This window comes from Enterococcus sp. CSURQ0835, assembly GCF_902706605.1.
GTDB lineage: Bacteria > Bacillota > Bacilli > Lactobacillales > Enterococcaceae > Enterococcus_A.
In genome coordinates this window covers 1-14,257 of sequence record NZ_CACSLH010000026.1, presented here as the reverse complement: position 1 = coordinate 14,257, position 14,257 = coordinate 1, and the positions used below count along the sequence as shown (strand labels likewise).

Annotated in this window: 15 protein-coding genes and 1 other annotated feature; of the genes, 8 read left to right on the top strand and 7 right to left on the bottom strand. The window is 43.7% G+C overall.

Going from position 1 to position 14,257, the window contains the following annotated elements:
* Nucleotides 1-15: 15 nt before the first annotated feature.
* The 6 genes from rsmG to GVJ38_RS10445 are packed head-to-tail and all read left to right on the top strand — an operon-like array spanning nt 16 to nt 4,471.
* Nucleotides 16-729, top strand: coding sequence for a 16S rRNA (guanine(527)-N(7))-methyltransferase RsmG (rsmG, locus tag GVJ38_RS10470; RefSeq protein WP_159723111.1), 714 nt, complete (start codon nt 16-18; stop codon nt 727-729).
* A gap of 48 nt (nt 730-777) precedes the next feature.
* The gene (locus GVJ38_RS10465; protein WP_159723110.1) at nt 778-1,545 is read left to right on the top strand and encodes a ParA family protein; all 768 of its coding nucleotides are present in this window, start codon (nt 778-780) and stop codon (nt 1,543-1,545) included.
* A complete protein-coding gene (locus tag GVJ38_RS10460; RefSeq protein WP_159723109.1) occupies nt 1,532-2,419 on the top strand; it encodes a ParB/RepB/Spo0J family partition protein in 888 nt (295 codons plus the stop codon). Before GVJ38_RS10465 ends, GVJ38_RS10460 begins: the two co-directional genes overlap by 14 nt.
* A 12-nt stretch (nt 2,420-2,431) precedes the next feature.
* A complete protein-coding gene (locus tag GVJ38_RS10455; RefSeq protein ID WP_159723108.1) occupies nt 2,432-2,620 on the top strand; it encodes a DUF951 domain-containing protein in 189 nt (62 codons plus the stop codon).
* Nucleotides 2,621-2,622: 2 nt separating this feature from the next.
* On the top strand, nt 2,623-3,726 hold the full coding sequence (ychF, locus tag GVJ38_RS10450) for a redox-regulated ATPase YchF (protein ID WP_159723107.1): 1,104 nt from the start codon (nt 2,623-2,625) through the stop codon (nt 3,724-3,726).
* Between the two features lie 16 nt (nt 3,727-3,742).
* Nucleotides 3,743-4,471 carry a DUF1129 domain-containing protein gene (locus GVJ38_RS10445; protein WP_159723106.1) on the top strand — a complete coding sequence of 243 codons (729 nt, stop codon included), beginning with the start codon at nt 3,743-3,745 and terminating at the stop codon, nt 4,469-4,471.
* Nucleotides 4,472-4,581: 110 nt separating this feature from the next.
* Here GVJ38_RS10445 and GVJ38_RS10440 read toward each other — a convergent pair whose 3' ends face one another.
* Both GVJ38_RS10440 and GVJ38_RS10435 read right to left on the bottom strand, forming a co-directional pair.
* Nucleotides 4,582-5,286 (bottom strand): DUF4811 domain-containing protein, encoded by a 705-nt coding sequence (locus tag GVJ38_RS10440; protein ID WP_159723105.1) that lies wholly within the window; start codon nt 5,284-5,286, stop codon nt 4,582-4,584.
* Complete coding sequence (locus GVJ38_RS10435; protein WP_159723104.1) at nt 5,283-6,755, bottom strand: MDR family MFS transporter; 1,473 nt, start codon at nt 6,753-6,755, stop codon at nt 5,283-5,285. The genes GVJ38_RS10440 and GVJ38_RS10435 overlap by 4 nt, the downstream gene beginning before the upstream one ends.
* A gap of 143 nt (nt 6,756-6,898) precedes the next feature.
* Here GVJ38_RS10435 and GVJ38_RS10430 point away from each other — a divergent pair, with 143 nt between their 5' ends.
* Together GVJ38_RS10430 and guaB are read left to right on the top strand one after the other, a co-directional pair.
* A complete protein-coding gene (locus GVJ38_RS10430) occupies nt 6,899-7,363 on the top strand; it encodes a MerR family transcriptional regulator (protein ID WP_235032869.1) in 465 nt (154 codons plus the stop codon).
* Nucleotides 7,364-7,458: 95 nt separating this feature from the next.
* Nucleotides 7,459-8,943, top strand: coding sequence for an IMP dehydrogenase (gene guaB, locus GVJ38_RS10425; RefSeq protein WP_159723103.1), 1,485 nt, complete (start codon nt 7,459-7,461; stop codon nt 8,941-8,943).
* A gap of 40 nt (nt 8,944-8,983) precedes the next feature.
* On the opposite strand, the gene GVJ38_RS10420 is transcribed toward guaB, so the two are convergent.
* The 5 genes from GVJ38_RS10420 to GVJ38_RS10400 all read right to left on the bottom strand — a co-directional run bounded on the left by GVJ38_RS10420 (nt 8,984) and on the right by GVJ38_RS10400 (nt 13,747).
* Nucleotides 8,984-9,526 (bottom strand): VanZ family protein, encoded by a 543-nt coding sequence (locus GVJ38_RS10420; protein WP_159723102.1) that lies wholly within the window; start codon nt 9,524-9,526, stop codon nt 8,984-8,986.
* Nucleotides 9,527-9,592: 66 nt separating this feature from the next.
* Nucleotides 9,593-10,096 carry a VanZ family protein gene (locus GVJ38_RS10415; RefSeq protein WP_159723101.1) on the bottom strand — a complete coding sequence of 168 codons (504 nt, stop codon included), beginning with the start codon at nt 10,094-10,096 and terminating at the stop codon, nt 9,593-9,595.
* Between the two features lie 202 nt (nt 10,097-10,298).
* Nucleotides 10,299-11,579 (bottom strand): serine--tRNA ligase, encoded by a 1,281-nt coding sequence (gene serS, locus GVJ38_RS10410; protein ID WP_159723100.1) that lies wholly within the window; start codon nt 11,577-11,579, stop codon nt 10,299-10,301.
* A gap of 48 nt (nt 11,580-11,627) precedes the next feature.
* Nucleotides 11,628-11,839, bottom strand: a binding site (T-box leader).
* A 53-nt stretch (nt 11,840-11,892) separates the two neighbouring features.
* Nucleotides 11,893-13,068 (bottom strand): sensor histidine kinase, encoded by a 1,176-nt coding sequence (locus tag GVJ38_RS10405; protein WP_159723099.1) that lies wholly within the window; start codon nt 13,066-13,068, stop codon nt 11,893-11,895.
* Complete coding sequence (locus GVJ38_RS10400) at nt 13,058-13,747, bottom strand: response regulator transcription factor (RefSeq protein ID WP_159723098.1); 690 nt, start codon at nt 13,745-13,747, stop codon at nt 13,058-13,060. Before GVJ38_RS10400 ends, GVJ38_RS10405 begins: the two co-directional genes overlap by 11 nt.
* Between the last annotated feature and the right edge of the window lie 510 nt (nt 13,748-14,257).

The following is a 14,257-nucleotide window of genomic DNA, read 5'->3' as shown; positions in this document are numbered from 1 at the left end:
AAGAGAGGACTCATTATGCAGCCAGAAGAATTTCGCGCGCAATTAGCTGAACATGGCTTTGATTTGACAAAGCAGCAGCTGGAACAATTTGCGCTTTATTATCAACTCTTGGTGAAGTGGAACCAAAAAATGAATCTGACCGCAATCACGGCAAAAGAAGAGGTGTACTTGAAACATTTTTATGATTCAGTGACGCTAGCTTTTTTACCGGAATTCACCGGTCAAGGTCAGCTATGTGATGTCGGAGCTGGAGCCGGTTTTCCGAGTCTGCCGCTCAAGATCTTATTTCCCGAACTAGACGTGACGATCGTGGATTCGTTGAATAAACGGATCGGCTTTTTGCAGCAGTTGCAAACGTCGCTTGGCTTGACTGGCGTTCATTTTTATCATGATCGGGCAGAATCTTTTGGCCAAAACCCAGCTTTTCGTGGTCAATTTGATTTCGTGACCGCCCGGGCAGTCGCGCGGTTGAACGTGTTGACGGAATTGTGTTTGCCGCTAGTGAAAAAAGGCGGTCGCTTTTTTGCCTTGAAAGCTGCCAAAAGTGAAGAAGAAGTAGCCGAAGCCAAGCCTGCGATCGCGTTGTTAGGTGGGAAATTAGCTACTTTGACGGATGTCTCATTGCCAAATGGTGACTTGCGCCAGATCGTCACGATCCAAAAAACGAAAGATACACCGAAAAAGTACCCGCGTAAACCCGGGACACCGAATAAACAGCCGTTGAACTAAACGGCCGGCAGCAGCAAAATTTTCACCTTACTAGGAGGAGGAGCTACCATGGCACGGATCATCTCTGTTGCAAATCAAAAAGGCGGGGTGGGCAAAACCACGACCACCGTTAATTTAGGCGCTTGTTTAGCCTACATAGGAAAAAAAGTTCTACTGATCGATAGCGATGCTCAAGGAAATGCGACCAGCGGCCTCGGGGTCAGAAAACCAGATGTGGTAAAAGACATTTACGACGTGTTAGTCAACGAGTTGCCGATTCAAGAGGCGGTCTTACCGACGAGTCGCGAGAATTTAGACATCGTACCGGCGACGTTACAGTTAGCTGGAGCGGAGATCGAATTGACGTCGATGATGGCACGGGAATCACGGTTGAAAAGTGCGATCGCGGAAGTAACTGCAGACTACGATTTTATTTTGATCGATTGTCCGCCGTCATTAGGTCATTTGACGATCAATGCCTTTACCGCTAGTGATGCGATCTTGATCCCTGTCCAATGTGAGTATTATGCGTTAGAAGGGTTGAGTCAATTGTTGAATACGGTTCGCCTCGTTCAAAAGCATTTTAATCCTGAACTTGAGATCGAAGGCGTGTTGCTGACGATGTATGACGCGCGGACTAACCTAGGGGCCGAAGTCGTCGCCGAAGTCCGAAAATATTTCCGCGAAAAAGTCTACGATACGATCATCCCACGGAACGTTCGCTTGTCAGAAGCACCAAGTCACGGCATGCCAATCATCGATTATGATCCACGATCAAAAGGTGCGGAAGTCTACCAAGCTTTAGCAAAGGAAGTGTTAGCGCGTGAGCAAAAGTAAAGGTTTAGGTCGTGGGATCGATGCGTTGTTCCAAGATCTTTCAGAGATCGAAGAAGTCGATGCCAAAAACGATCAAGTCATTGAGCTGCCGTTAAGTGAACTGCGTCCCAATCCCTATCAGCCACGGAAATCATTTGATGAAGCGTCGCTGCAAGAATTAGCCCATTCGATCGAACAATCCGGTGTCTTCCAGCCGATCATCGTACGAAAATCAGCCGTTAAAGGCTATGAACTGATCGCCGGTGAACGTCGGTTTCGCGCTTCTAAATTAGCTGGGAAAGAAACGATCCCCGCCATCATTCGTGACTTTGATGAAGAAGCAATGATGCAGATTGCCGTATTAGAAAATTTACAGCGGGAAGATTTGAATCCGCTAGAAGAAGCCGAAGCTTACGAGATGCTGATGAAAAATCTCAAATTGACCCAAGCTGATGTAGCAGCGCGTCTCGGGAAAAGTCGACCTTATATCGCTAATTACTTGCGGTTGTTGACATTGCCAAAGCTAGTTAAAGAGATGGTCCAAGACGAACGACTTTCCATGGGCCAAGCCCGGACGCTGTTAGGTTTGAAAAAGAAAGATCAGATTTTAAAACTAGCCAATCGTGCCGTGAAAGAAAATCTCACCGTGCGCCAGTTAGAACAGATTGTGACTGAATATAACGAAGGCAAAAAAGAAAAGAAAAAAGCCCCGCGTTTGACGAAAGAAAAACCGTATTATTTGCGAGAAAGTGAAGATCGCTTGATGGATAAATTTGGAACAGGCGTTGAGATCGTTGAAAAAGACGGCAAAGGCAAGATCGAGATCGAGTATTTGTCGCCGCAAGATCTGACGCGGATCTTAGATATTTTAAACATCCAGTTCGATGAAGCTTAGGAGGTTTGGACGATGTATGATTTAGGTGATATTATCGAAATGAAAAAGCCCCATGCTTGCCAGACGAATCGTTGGGAGATCATCCGCATGGGCGCTGATATCAAGATCAAATGTTTAGGCTGCGGTCATATCGTGATGTTGCCGCGCCGTGAATTTGAAAAGAAAATGAAAAAAATCCTGGAAAAGAAAGAGTTGAAGTAAAGATGGCCTTAACTGCCGGAATCGTGGGTTTGCCAAACGTTGGTAAATCGACTTTGTTTAATGCAATCACTAAAGCGGGAGCCGAAGCCGCGAACTATCCGTTTGCGACGATCGATCCGAATGTCGGAATGGTGGAAGTACCTGATTGGCGCTTGCAGCGATTGACTGAACTCGTGAAACCGAAAAAAACGGTGCCGACGACGTTTGAATTTACTGATATTGCGGGGATCGTCAAAGGTGCTAGTAAAGGGGAAGGCTTAGGAAATCAATTTTTGAGCCATATCCGCCAAGTCGATGCGATCTGTCATGTGGTGCGGTGTTTTGATGATGAAAATATCACCCACGTCGAAGGTCGGATCGATCCTTTAGATGATATCGAAACCATCAATCTAGAATTGATTTTAGCCGATCTAGAAACGATCAACAAACGCTACACTCGCGTGGCAAAAGTCGCTAAGACTAAAGACAAAGCGGCGGTGGCCGAACTAGCGGTTTTAGACAAATTACAACCGACTTTAGAAGCGGGTAAATCAGCTCGTTCAATCGAATTTGATGAAGAAGAGCAAAAAATCGTCAAAGGCTTGTTCCTATTGACGAGTAAACCAGTCTTGTATGTAGCAAACGTCGATGAAGACACTGTTGCTGATCCAGATGACAATGCCTACGTGCAAACGGTTCGGAATTTTGCAGCTAGTGAACATTCCGAAGTGATCGTGATCTGTGCTGAAGCAGAAGAAGAAATCGCTGAATTAGATGATGAAGCGGATAAAAAAGAATTTTTAGAAGCGATGGGCATCGAAGAATCAGGGCTTGATCAATTGATCCGGGCCGCCTATGATCTATTAGGTTTAGCGACTTACTTCACTGCTGGTGAGCAAGAAGTACGGGCTTGGACCTTTAGAAAAGGGATGAAAGCACCCCAAGCAGCTGGGATCATCCACACTGATTTTGAACGAGGGTTTATCCGCGCGGAGACGGTCTCATTTGAAGATCTAGATAAATACGGTAGCATGCATGCGGCGAAAGAAGCTGGCCGCGTTCGGTTGGAAGGTAAAGATTACGTCGTGCAAGATGGCGACGTCATGCTATTTAGATTTAACGTGTAGAAAAGAGGGTAGCGAGATGGAAGCAGAAAAACTGCAAGCAATGCAAAACGAAAATGCTCAGTTGCGGAGTCAGCTGACGAAAAAAAATGAACAATATATCTTTGATCTGAATAAAGCGTTAGAAGCGGCGAATTTGACGGAAACGGAAAAAGTAGTCACTTTACACGAGATGTTGCCGACATTGGTGGAAGAACAAAAAGTCGGTAAGACGGCTCGCCAATTATACGGGACTGTTTCTGAGCGGACCGATGCGATCGTCAATAAGCCAGTCGAACAAAAACGCACTACGACTGCTTCACTGATGTGGTTAGATAATTTCTTATTGATCTTTGGAATGTTAGGCTTGATCTCAGGTGTAATGGCAATGTTCATCCCCAAAGGTACACAAGCCGCTAGTTATGGGCTGACGGCATTGTTAGTGGCTTCCGCACTAGGTGGCCTCGTCTTTTACATGATGTATTTGTTCATCTACCGGTTTGAATATCCCGGCGCGGATCGTTCGCAAAAGCCTAAGACGTGGAAATCAATGGTGATGATCGCCTGTGTGACTTTAGTCTGGCTCTTAGTCTTCAACGGGGCGGCTCTTTTACCGCGGACGTTGAATCCGATCATTGATCCATTCGTCTTAGCCGTCTTATCGCTAATCGCGTTAGGAGGCCGTTACTATTTGAAAAAACGGTTCAATATCGTCAGCAGTCTGGCTGCTCCACCACGGACCCCGCAACCAACTGCTAAAAAGAAATAGCCGATCTACTTGACCAAATTTAAAAAGCGTTAGTCCGCCTCTTTGTTGAGGTATGGACTAACGCTTTTTTTGAGCATCCAAAGTCTAAAACGGTCTAGCTTCAGCTTGTCTTACTTGGTTACTTCAGCTACGAGCTTCGCCATAGCTTGCTGTTGAAATTCAGCCGTGGCTTGTTGAACGACTTGTTGCTTTGCGCTATCGTCAAGTGTTGGATTTTGCAGCATGGCAGCTTTGACCTTTTCAGCGACGAACGCTTTAGCTTGGCTTTCCATTTGTGGTTTGTTTTGGGCCACGAGTTTGGCTAATTTTTTCGCTTGGGTCGTACTCAAGACAAGCCAGTCATCAGTCACATGAAACGTATTTTTTTCACTGATAAACTGCTTGTTGCTCGACCAGTTGAACCATAACTTCATAGCATCGTTTTTGTAGACCCAATAAGTTTTTTTAGTCGTCAATTCATTTTGCGCGCTGTTTTTAACGACGCGGTTTGAAACGTGATCCGTGCCAGTTGGTTGCGGTTTTTTTTGACTTTCATTGGTCCGATAAAGATAAACTTTTTCGGTACCGTTTCCTAGTGGCTGATACAATAAAAGTTTTGCTTGGGCATTCGGTGTGCTAGAAACTAACGTTTGCGTCGTCGTCTCAGTTTGTTTTTTCATCCCGAAGTGGTAATGATCATTGGCTACTACGAGTGCTAAACTGATGAGAAACAAGGCGATAAAAAGCAATGAGACACCGGTTTGCCAGCGTTTTTTCGCAAAGACGTTCAGTAACGAAAAGATCAACAGGCTTAAGATCATGATGATAAAGATCATTTGCTCATCCCTCCTTCAGCTGAGAGACTTTCTTTTTGTTTCAAGAAAAAGGTGATGATAAAGCCTACTAAACCAAAGGCGACGGCCGTGTAAAAGGCGGCATGGTAACCGGACAGGGTGGCATTGATCGCTTGGTCTTTATAGTGTAAAGGCAATGTTTTAAGTAATCCAGAACTTGGTAGATTATCTTTGGTCACGTTCGTCAACACGCTGATCAAAATCGCGGTCCCGATCGAACTAGCGACTTGCCGGAAAGTGTTGTTGACGGCAGTCCCGTGACTGATCAAGTTCATTGGTAATGCGTTCATCCCGGAAGTGGTAACGGGCATCATGACCATAGAGATCCCAAACATCCGGATCGCATATAAAATGACGATCATCGGAATCGGCGTATCTTTAGTCAAAAAGGCGAATGGTAATGTTGCGGCAGTCAAGATCAGCATCCCATTGATTGCTAATCGTTTGGCGCCGTGTTTATCAAAGATCGCCCCGGTGATCGGCATCATCATCCCGGTGATCAAGGCTCCCGGAAGTAACATCAGGCCGGAATGGAAGGCAGATTCGCCACGAATATTTTGGATATATAATGGTAGGACCATTTCAGCGCCCACCATCGCCATATTGACGACCCCTGATAAGACAGCAGCGATCGTAAAGGTAGAAGATTTAAAGACCCGCAGTTCTAAGAAAGGGTGTTCCAAATGTAATTGCCGCCAAGCAAAAATGGCGATGAACACGACCCCGACTACTAAAAAGCCTAGGACTTTGGCACTGCCCCAGCCGGCATCCCCAACACTAGAAAAGCCATATAGTAACCCACCAAAACCGATGGTAGATAAGATGGCGGATAAAATGTCGATGCTAGGGTTCGAAAGTTTGATAACGCTCTTCATTAAGAAGATAGCTAAGACTAAGACTAAAATGACGATGGGAATGACCATCCCGAACAAATCTCGCCACGTGTAATGGTCAATGATCCAACCAGATAAGGTGGGGCCTAATGCTGGTGCTAGCCCGATAACGATCCCGGCCATCCCCATTGCGGATCCGCGTTTTTCTGGTGGAAAGATCGAAAGCATGATGTTTTGTAATAATGGCATGGAGATCCCGACACCTGCTGCTTGGACGAGCCGTCCGATCAAAAGCACAGCAAAGCTTGGTGCGACAAAACACGTAATCGTTCCGATCAAAAAGATCGACATCGCAGTCAAATACAATTTTTTGGAACTGAATTTATTGATCAGCCAAGCACTGATCGGGATCATGATCCCGTTGACGAGTAAGAAGCCAGTCGTCAACCATTGCACACTCGACGCTGAAATATCAAACGTCTTCATCAAAGTTGGAAAAGCTGTTGTTAATAAGGTTTGGTTCAAAACGGTACAAAACGTTCCGACTAGTAAGACTAAGACTAGTAAGGAACGGTTGTACGGTTTGCCGTAAATATCGACCGATTGTTGGTGACTCACGATCTCACGTCCTCTCTATTAATGAAAATTTCTGAAATAAAATGTCCGAGTGTTACTCTACGCCTGTTCGTGAAGTTTGTCAACTTACTTGACACATCCGTTAGGTAAAGTATAATCAAGGCAAACATAGAGGGGAGATTGCCGTGAGTAAAGAGATGATGAAGCAGCTACTGCAAAGTGACGATCTATTGGTTGGAATCAGTGAGTTGAGTAAAATGACTGATGTTTCGCCGCGGCAATTGCGGTATTGGGAAGAAAAAGGCTACATCGATTCATTGCAACAAGACGGCGGCAACCGGAAATATCGGCTGCCGATCGTCTTGAAAGTCGAATTGATCAAACGCTTTTTAGATGAAGGGTATACATTAGGAACGGCGGTGGAAAAAGCGACGGCGCAACAAAAAAGTTTCCACGAAGCGAAACAGCTTTTGCGTCAAGTCTTTAAAGGAATCCAAACGGTGGAGGATCGCTATACGGTTTTGCAGCTGGCTGATTTTGATTGTGAGGGGCAACTATTTTTGGTCAAAGATGAAGCGAGTGGACAGGTGACGTTTCAAGTCGGTAAGCCAAATGATACGATCGAAACACTAAATCTAAACGGAAACTAAAGGGAGCATGAGGATTCAAGAATAAATGATTGACTTCATGAAAGCCATCTGTTAATTTCATAATTAAAAATAAAGCCAAGGAGTGGTTACGAACAATGTCTAATTGGGAAACGAAATTTGCAAAAAAAGGGTTAACGTTCGATGATGTTTTGCTGATCCCGGCAGAAAGTCACGTCTTGCCAAATGAAGTCGATATGAGTGTTCAGCTTGCAAAGAATTTGAAATTGAATATTCCCATTATGAGTGCCAGCATGGATACGGTGACCGATAGCAAAATGGCGATCGCGATGGCGCGTCAAGGCGGTCTTGGTGTTATCCATAAAAATATGAGTGTCGCCTCCCAAGCAGACGAAGTTCGTAAAGTCAAACGTTCTGAAAGCGGCGTGATCATCGATCCGTTTTTCTTAACGCCAGAACATAAAGTCCAAGAGGCGGAAGATTTGATGAGCCGTTACCGCATCAGTGGTGTACCAATCGTCGATTCATTAGAAGAACGGAAATTGATCGGGATTATCACTAACCGTGACATGCGATTTGTGACTGATTTCCAAATGCCGATCTATGATGTGATGACCAAAGAAAATCTCGTCACGGCACCAGTCGGGACTTCGTTGAAAGATGCGGAAAAAATCTTACAACAACATAAGATCGAAAAATTACCGATCGTGGATAGCGAAGGTCGTTTGAGCGGTTTGATCACGATTAAAGATATTGAAAAAGTGATTGAGTTCCCCAATGCAGCTAAAGATGAACATGGTCGGTTGTTAGTAGCTGCAGCAGTCGGTGTCACCAGTGATACGTTTGAACGGACGGAAGCATTACTTGAAGCGGGAGCTGATGCGATCGTGATCGATACGGCTCATGGTCACAGCGCAGGTGTCTTGCGCAAGATTCGTGAGATCCGCGATACCTTTAAAGAAGCGACCTTGATCGCGGGGAATGTAGCGACCGCAGAAGGTGCTAAAGCGTTATACGATGCCGGAGTCGATGTAGTCAAAGTCGGGATCGGACCTGGTTCGATTTGTACGACTCGTGTAGTTGCCGGTGTGGGCGTTCCTCAATTAACAGCGATCTATGACGCGGCTTCTGTCGCACGCCAATATGGTAAAGGCATTATCGCAGATGGCGGGATCAAATATTCAGGTGATATCGTCAAAGCGTTAGCAGCAGGTGGCTATGTGGTCATGCTAGGTTCAATGTTGGCCGGGACCGATGAATCACCAGGTGAATTTGAGATTTATCAAGGTCGCCGCTTCAAAACATATCGTGGTATGGGCTCACTTGGTGCGATGGAAAAAGGTTCTAGTGATCGCTATTTCCAAAGTGGCGTCAATGAAGCCAATAAATTAGTTCCAGAAGGGATCGAAGGCCGGGTCGCTTATAAAGGCAGTGCAGCCGACATCATTTTCCAAATGATCGGTGGCTTGAAAGCTGGGATGGGCTATGTCGGTGCTGCCAACTTACAAGAATTACGTGACAATGCGCAATTCGTCCAAATGAGTGGCAACGGGTTGCGGGAATCGCATCCTCACGATGTTCAAATCACCAAAGAAGCGCCAAACTATTCAGTGGAACAATAAGAAAAAGCGCCTTGACGAATTGCTCGTCAAGGCGCTTTTTTTAAATAAGGTTACTTAAAAAACGATACAATGGACTATTAAAAATAAAAAGAGTGATAATGAAACCTGTTAAACTACCAAATCCCCAAATACCGCCCTTGGTCAGTAGTGAATTTAATCGTTGGCGCGGTAAAAGACAGTGCATAACTTGATAGAACATAATTCCTAAAAAACTACCTAATGTATAGATAAGGACAGTCGTACTATCAAAATTGCCAAGTCCGAGCCCATAGTCTAAAATTTCAAGCATCAAACTAACTAAAAATACTACTTTAAGATCCTTAAGTAAGTGTTGTTTGTTGTCAAATGTTATCTTTAAACCAATTCCTAGTGGAAAGAGAAGGATTATTTTATAAATCAATAATTGAATATCAATTTGTTGATTTCGGAGCGGTAAATGTTCAAAAGGAATTAGATTTAGAGAATGATCTAATTGCCGTAGTTGCAGTAGGTCGATGATTGAAAAAGACAAATGTCCTAAAGAGAACCAAGCTAATAATATTAAATATAAACTCCAGTAGATTAAAAGGCCATTTTTACGCATCAAACTAATTCCTTCCGCTGCTTATGCTTTAGTTAATTTATCCTCAGAGAGTTTTTTAGAAACTTGTTAATTGACTACTAGCAAAAAGACCAATAGACCAAACGCGATCGCGAACAGGAGCGTTCCCGTATAAATCAACCACTGATTTAGTCTTTTTGTGGGAATAAAATGAGCTAAGCTAGCATACAAACCTAATCCCAAGATACCACCTAAAGTATTCATCAATAAATCTGTCACATCAGTAGCACCTAGTGAAAAAACAAATTGCAACATTTCAATCACTAAACTGAAACCAAAAATGAGGCTAACGCTTTTAGTAATAGATAGATTAGAAATTGCCCTTAAGAGTAAACCAAATGGCAAAAAGATGATGACATTCGCAATGATTTCACTCCAATCGAGTGTATGGTTGACAATTCCTGATTGGCTAAAGGGAATCAAATTGAGACTTCGAGACTGATTATGAAGTGCAGACAGATCTGACAGTGAAATCGAAAATTTAAATAGTAAAATCCAAACGAGTGTCCCAAGATACAGACTAAGTAACAGCCAGCCTGAATTTTTTGTCATGTCATTTCTCCTAAATGATTCGAGTTGTTAACTTGATCATAAATGAAAATCCTACGTAATAAATCCGACTAGCGACTGATTTATTAGCATTGATCAATTATGAAATAGTAATAAGTGACGAATAAAATTATTTAGAGTAGATTAGTTCAATCTATTTGCTGTAAAAAAGGAAGGTCATACTAGACCTTCCTGAGTTTCTAGCTTATTTTTCTTTTTTGATCACTTTCGTATTGCCCATATAAGGGACTAAGACATCGGGGATCGTCACAGAGCCGTCTTCGTTTTGGTAATTTTCTAAGATCGCAGTCACTGTCCGACCAACTGCTAGGCCAGAACCATTCAAAGTGTGAGCATATTGGATCTTATTGTTTTCATCGCGGTAACGGATCATCGCCCGCCGCGCTTGGAAATCTTCACAGTTTGAACAAGAGCTGATTTCACGATACGTATCTTGAGCAGGGATCCAGACTTCCACGTCATATGTTTTAGCAGCTGAAAAGCCCATATCGCCAGTACTCAACGTGATTACCCGGTAAGGTAGATCCAACTTTTGTAAAATGTTTTCAGCGTTTCCAGTCATTTTTTCTAATTCTTCATAAGAATGTTCTTTATCACTGAATTTTACCATTTCGACTTTATGGAATTGGTGCATCCGGATCAAGCCGCGAGTGTCACGACCTGCAGAACCTGCTTCAGACCGGAAACAAGGCGACATCGCCGTTAAATAAATCGGTAAGTCCTTGCCGTCTAAGATCTCTTGCGCGTAGTAGTTGGTCAAAGGCACTTCGGCAGTCGGGATCAACGTCAGATCGCGATCGCGCACTTGGAAGACATCCGCTTTGAATTTTGGAAATTGTCCGGTACCAAACATCGCTTGGTCATTAACTAAATAAGGCGTGATCATTTCTGTATAACCATCTTCATAGACGTGTTGATCCAACATGAAGTTGTAAACGGCCCGTTCAAGGCGCGCACCGAGACCTTTGTAATAAACAAATCGGCTGCCGGCGACTTTAGCTCCTCGTTCGAAATCTAAAATACCTAGATTTTCCGCGATTTCCCAATGCGGTTTTGGTTCAAAGTCGAATTTACGGACCGCACCCCAGCGGCGCATCTCAACATTGTCGTCTTCATCTTCTCCGATCGGTACATCTTCATGAGGCAAGTTTGGTAAAGTCGTCGCGATCCCAGTTAATTTTTCGTCGATCTCCGCCACTTTTTCATCATATTCTTTGATCTGTTCGCCGACTTTTTTCATTTCGACGATCTTGTCATCGGCGTTCATTTTTTCCCGTTTCATTTTGGCGATCTCACCAGAAACTTCATTCCGCGTTTTTTTCAATTCTTCGGCTTTCACCAGTAACTGGCGGCGTTGTTCATCCAATTCCAAAAATTCTTGCAAGACAGCCGCTTTGACACCGCGCGTTGCTAATTTTTCTTGGACGTCTTCAAAATTGTTCCGGATCATTTTTACATCTAACATCGTTCTTCCTCCTTCAAATATAAAAAAGCACCGTCTCATCCCTTGAATTCTTGGGACGAAACGGTGCGTTATTCGCGGTACCACCCAAGTTCAGCGCAAGCGCTGCCCTTGATTAAAACAGATATCGGTTGCTGGCCGGTCTTTCTTTCAAAAGACACAGATCATGAAACTGGATTTCCCTACACCGTCTGTTGATTCTCACCGACCATCAACTCTCTGCAAGATCGACTGCAAGTACTTGGTTTCCTGCGTTCATCATTTAATTGATCACAGTATAACAAAGGCTGAAATGAAAAGTCAACTGATAACTGGCTTAATGTGAAACGACGTTATTTTTAAGTGGTAAGTGGATAATAAACGACGTCCACTTCGGATTGGATTGCGCATAAATATAACCGCCGTGGAGATTGACGATGTTTTGCGAGATTGCAAGTCCCAGCCCAGTCCCGCTGATCTCTTGTGAGCGAGATTGATCCGCCCGGTAAAAACGGTCAAACAGTTGGTCCAATGATTCGCGCGGGATCGGGCGGCCATCATTTTTAACGGTGATGATCGCTTCAGTCTGACTTTTTTCTAGTTCGATCACGATCTTGGTGGCTCCTTCGCCGTATTTTAACGCGTTTGTGATCAAGTTATTGAAGACGCGGACCAATTTTTCCGTATCACCGTCCATCGTAAGCGTCGTTTCTTGCGTCTCGATCATAATCTGCAGGTTTTTTTTGCTAGCTTCTAGTTCATAATCTGCGGCCAGCTGTTCCAATAATTGCACCATATCAAAGGAGACCATATTGATGGGAACGGAAGGTTGACGGACCTTGGTGTATTCAAACAGATCTTCGACTAATGCTTTCATCTGTTTGGCTTTGGTGTACGCGATGTGGGTGTATTTTTTCATTTCCGCTTCACTGTGGGTCTGACCGTCTTCAATCAGCCCCAAGTAGCCAATGATCGAAGTCAGTGGCGTGCGAATATCGTGGCTGACGTTTGTGATCAGTTCATCTTTGGATTTTTCGATCGCTCGTTCATCTTCAATCGCAGCTACGGTACTGTCGACTAAGCCGTTGATGGAATCGACGACTTTGCTGAGGTCGCCGCGCAGTTCAAACGGGATCCGATAATCATAATTACCACTGGCGATATAATGCAGTTCGTGGATGATGTGTTGTAACTGCATTTGACGGTAACGGCGAATCAGACGCCAGCAGACGATCAAAATATCAATAATGAAAAAGAAGGGGAACAAAAAGTTGCGGCCGCTCCAAAAAAAATCACTATTAAGACTACTCGCAAAGATATTTTTCGAGCGGTAGATCGCTTCACTGAGATCAGGCGAGTTGTTCAACATTTGCGATAAGACTACCATGATCGCGACGTTCAATAGTAATAAAATGATGATCGTGATGATGGCTTCGGCAATCAGCTCGCTGATCTCTTTTGACGTCAAGATGATCCGCTTACGTTTTTCTGGAGGTGCAGGTTTATTTTGCATCGATCTTATAACCCACTCCCCAAACGGTTTGGATCACTTTTTCGCCGTCAGTCGCTTCTTCGATCTTGTCACGTAAATGCGAAACGTGGACCATGACGGTTTTAGCTGAGACGATACTTTCTTGTTTCCAAACGCGTTCGAAAATTTCATCTGCACTAAAAACGCGATTCGGGTGGCTTGCTAGTAAATATAAGATTCCAAATTCCAATGCAGTCAATTGGATCTCTTTGCCATCCACTGTCTTGACTTCATGGGAGTCTTTGTTGATGATGAGAGACTGGATCTCTAAAATATCTGGTTGTTCTTCCGCGACTTGCATTTGCGTGCGGCGGAGCAATGATTTGACGCGCGCCATGACTTCCAGCGGATTGAACGGTTTAGTGACGTAGTCGTCAGCTCCGGCAACGAGTCCTTTGATTTTATCCATATCGGTCGTTTTAGCCGTCAACATGATGATCGGGATCTGTGATTCTTTGCGTAATTCTTTGACCACTTGCATCCCGTCCATCACAGGCATCATGATATCTAAGATCAACAGGTCGATGTCTGAAGCGGTCCGCAATTTGCTTAGTGCTTCTTTGCCGTCATACGCTTTCAAGACTTCATAGCCTTCATTGTGTAAATAAATGTTCAATAGTTCAACGATTTCTTTATCGTCATCTGCAACTAGAATTTTCATAGTCAAATTCCTCCCATTGTACTGTGTTAACCTCATTCTACCAAAGATTCGATCAGATGGCGAAAAAGAGCATTAAATAGAAGCAAGATAAAAAGACGAAAAATAATGCAACAAAGCCAGGTGATAGAGCTATCTATTCCGATAAAAACGAATGAAATAACCGGTATACATTTTTATACATCGCATCTGAAAAAGAGTGCATAAAAATCGCGAAATTCCGTTGACGAGCCCCGCGAAAACTGGTATATTATTTCATGTTCCAAGCGAGCTTTGCTTCACTTGGGAGCTTAGAAAAAACTTAAAAAAAGTTATTGACAAATAGCTTGAGATTAGGTATTCTAACAAAGTCGCATCAAACACTTCAAACAACTTCAAAAAAGAAATTAAAAAAGTTGTTGACTTTCAGCTGGAAAGCTGATAAGATGTAAAAGTTGCTGATGCAACACGAAACACCATGTAGACCTTTGAAAACTGAACGAAATAAGACGAACCAAATGTGTAGGGCGTTTC

Excerpts from the sequence above, each read along its gene's own strand:
- rsmG (WP_159723111.1), top strand. The coding sequence starts at position 16 with ATGCAGCCAGAAGAATTTCGCGCGCAATTAGCTGAACATGGCTTTGAT.
- GVJ38_RS10465 (WP_159723110.1), top strand. The coding sequence starts at position 778 with ATGGCACGGATCATCTCTGTTGCAAATCAAAAAGGCGGGGTGGGCAAA.
- GVJ38_RS10455 (WP_159723108.1), top strand. The coding sequence starts at position 2,432 with ATGTATGATTTAGGTGATATTATCGAAATGAAAAAGCCCCATGCTTGC.
- ychF (WP_159723107.1), top strand. The coding sequence starts at position 2,623 with ATGGCCTTAACTGCCGGAATCGTGGGTTTGCCAAACGTTGGTAAATCG.
- GVJ38_RS10445 (WP_159723106.1), top strand. The coding sequence starts at position 3,743 with ATGGAAGCAGAAAAACTGCAAGCAATGCAAAACGAAAATGCTCAGTTG.
- GVJ38_RS10440 (WP_159723105.1), bottom strand. The coding sequence starts at position 5,286 with ATGATCTTTATCATCATGATCTTAAGCCTGTTGATCTTTTCGTTACTG.
- guaB (WP_159723103.1), top strand. The coding sequence starts at position 7,459 with ATGTCTAATTGGGAAACGAAATTTGCAAAAAAAGGGTTAACGTTCGAT.
- GVJ38_RS10420 (WP_159723102.1), bottom strand. The coding sequence starts at position 9,526 with ATGCGTAAAAATGGCCTTTTAATCTACTGGAGTTTATATTTAATATTA.
- GVJ38_RS10415 (WP_159723101.1), bottom strand. The coding sequence starts at position 10,096 with ATGACAAAAAATTCAGGCTGGCTGTTACTTAGTCTGTATCTTGGGACA.
- serS (WP_159723100.1), bottom strand. The coding sequence starts at position 11,579 with ATGTTAGATGTAAAAATGATCCGGAACAATTTTGAAGACGTCCAAGAA.
- GVJ38_RS10405 (WP_159723099.1), bottom strand. The coding sequence starts at position 13,068 with ATGCAAAATAAACCTGCACCTCCAGAAAAACGTAAGCGGATCATCTTG.
- GVJ38_RS10400 (WP_159723098.1), bottom strand. The coding sequence starts at position 13,747 with ATGAAAATTCTAGTTGCAGATGACGATAAAGAAATCGTTGAACTATTG.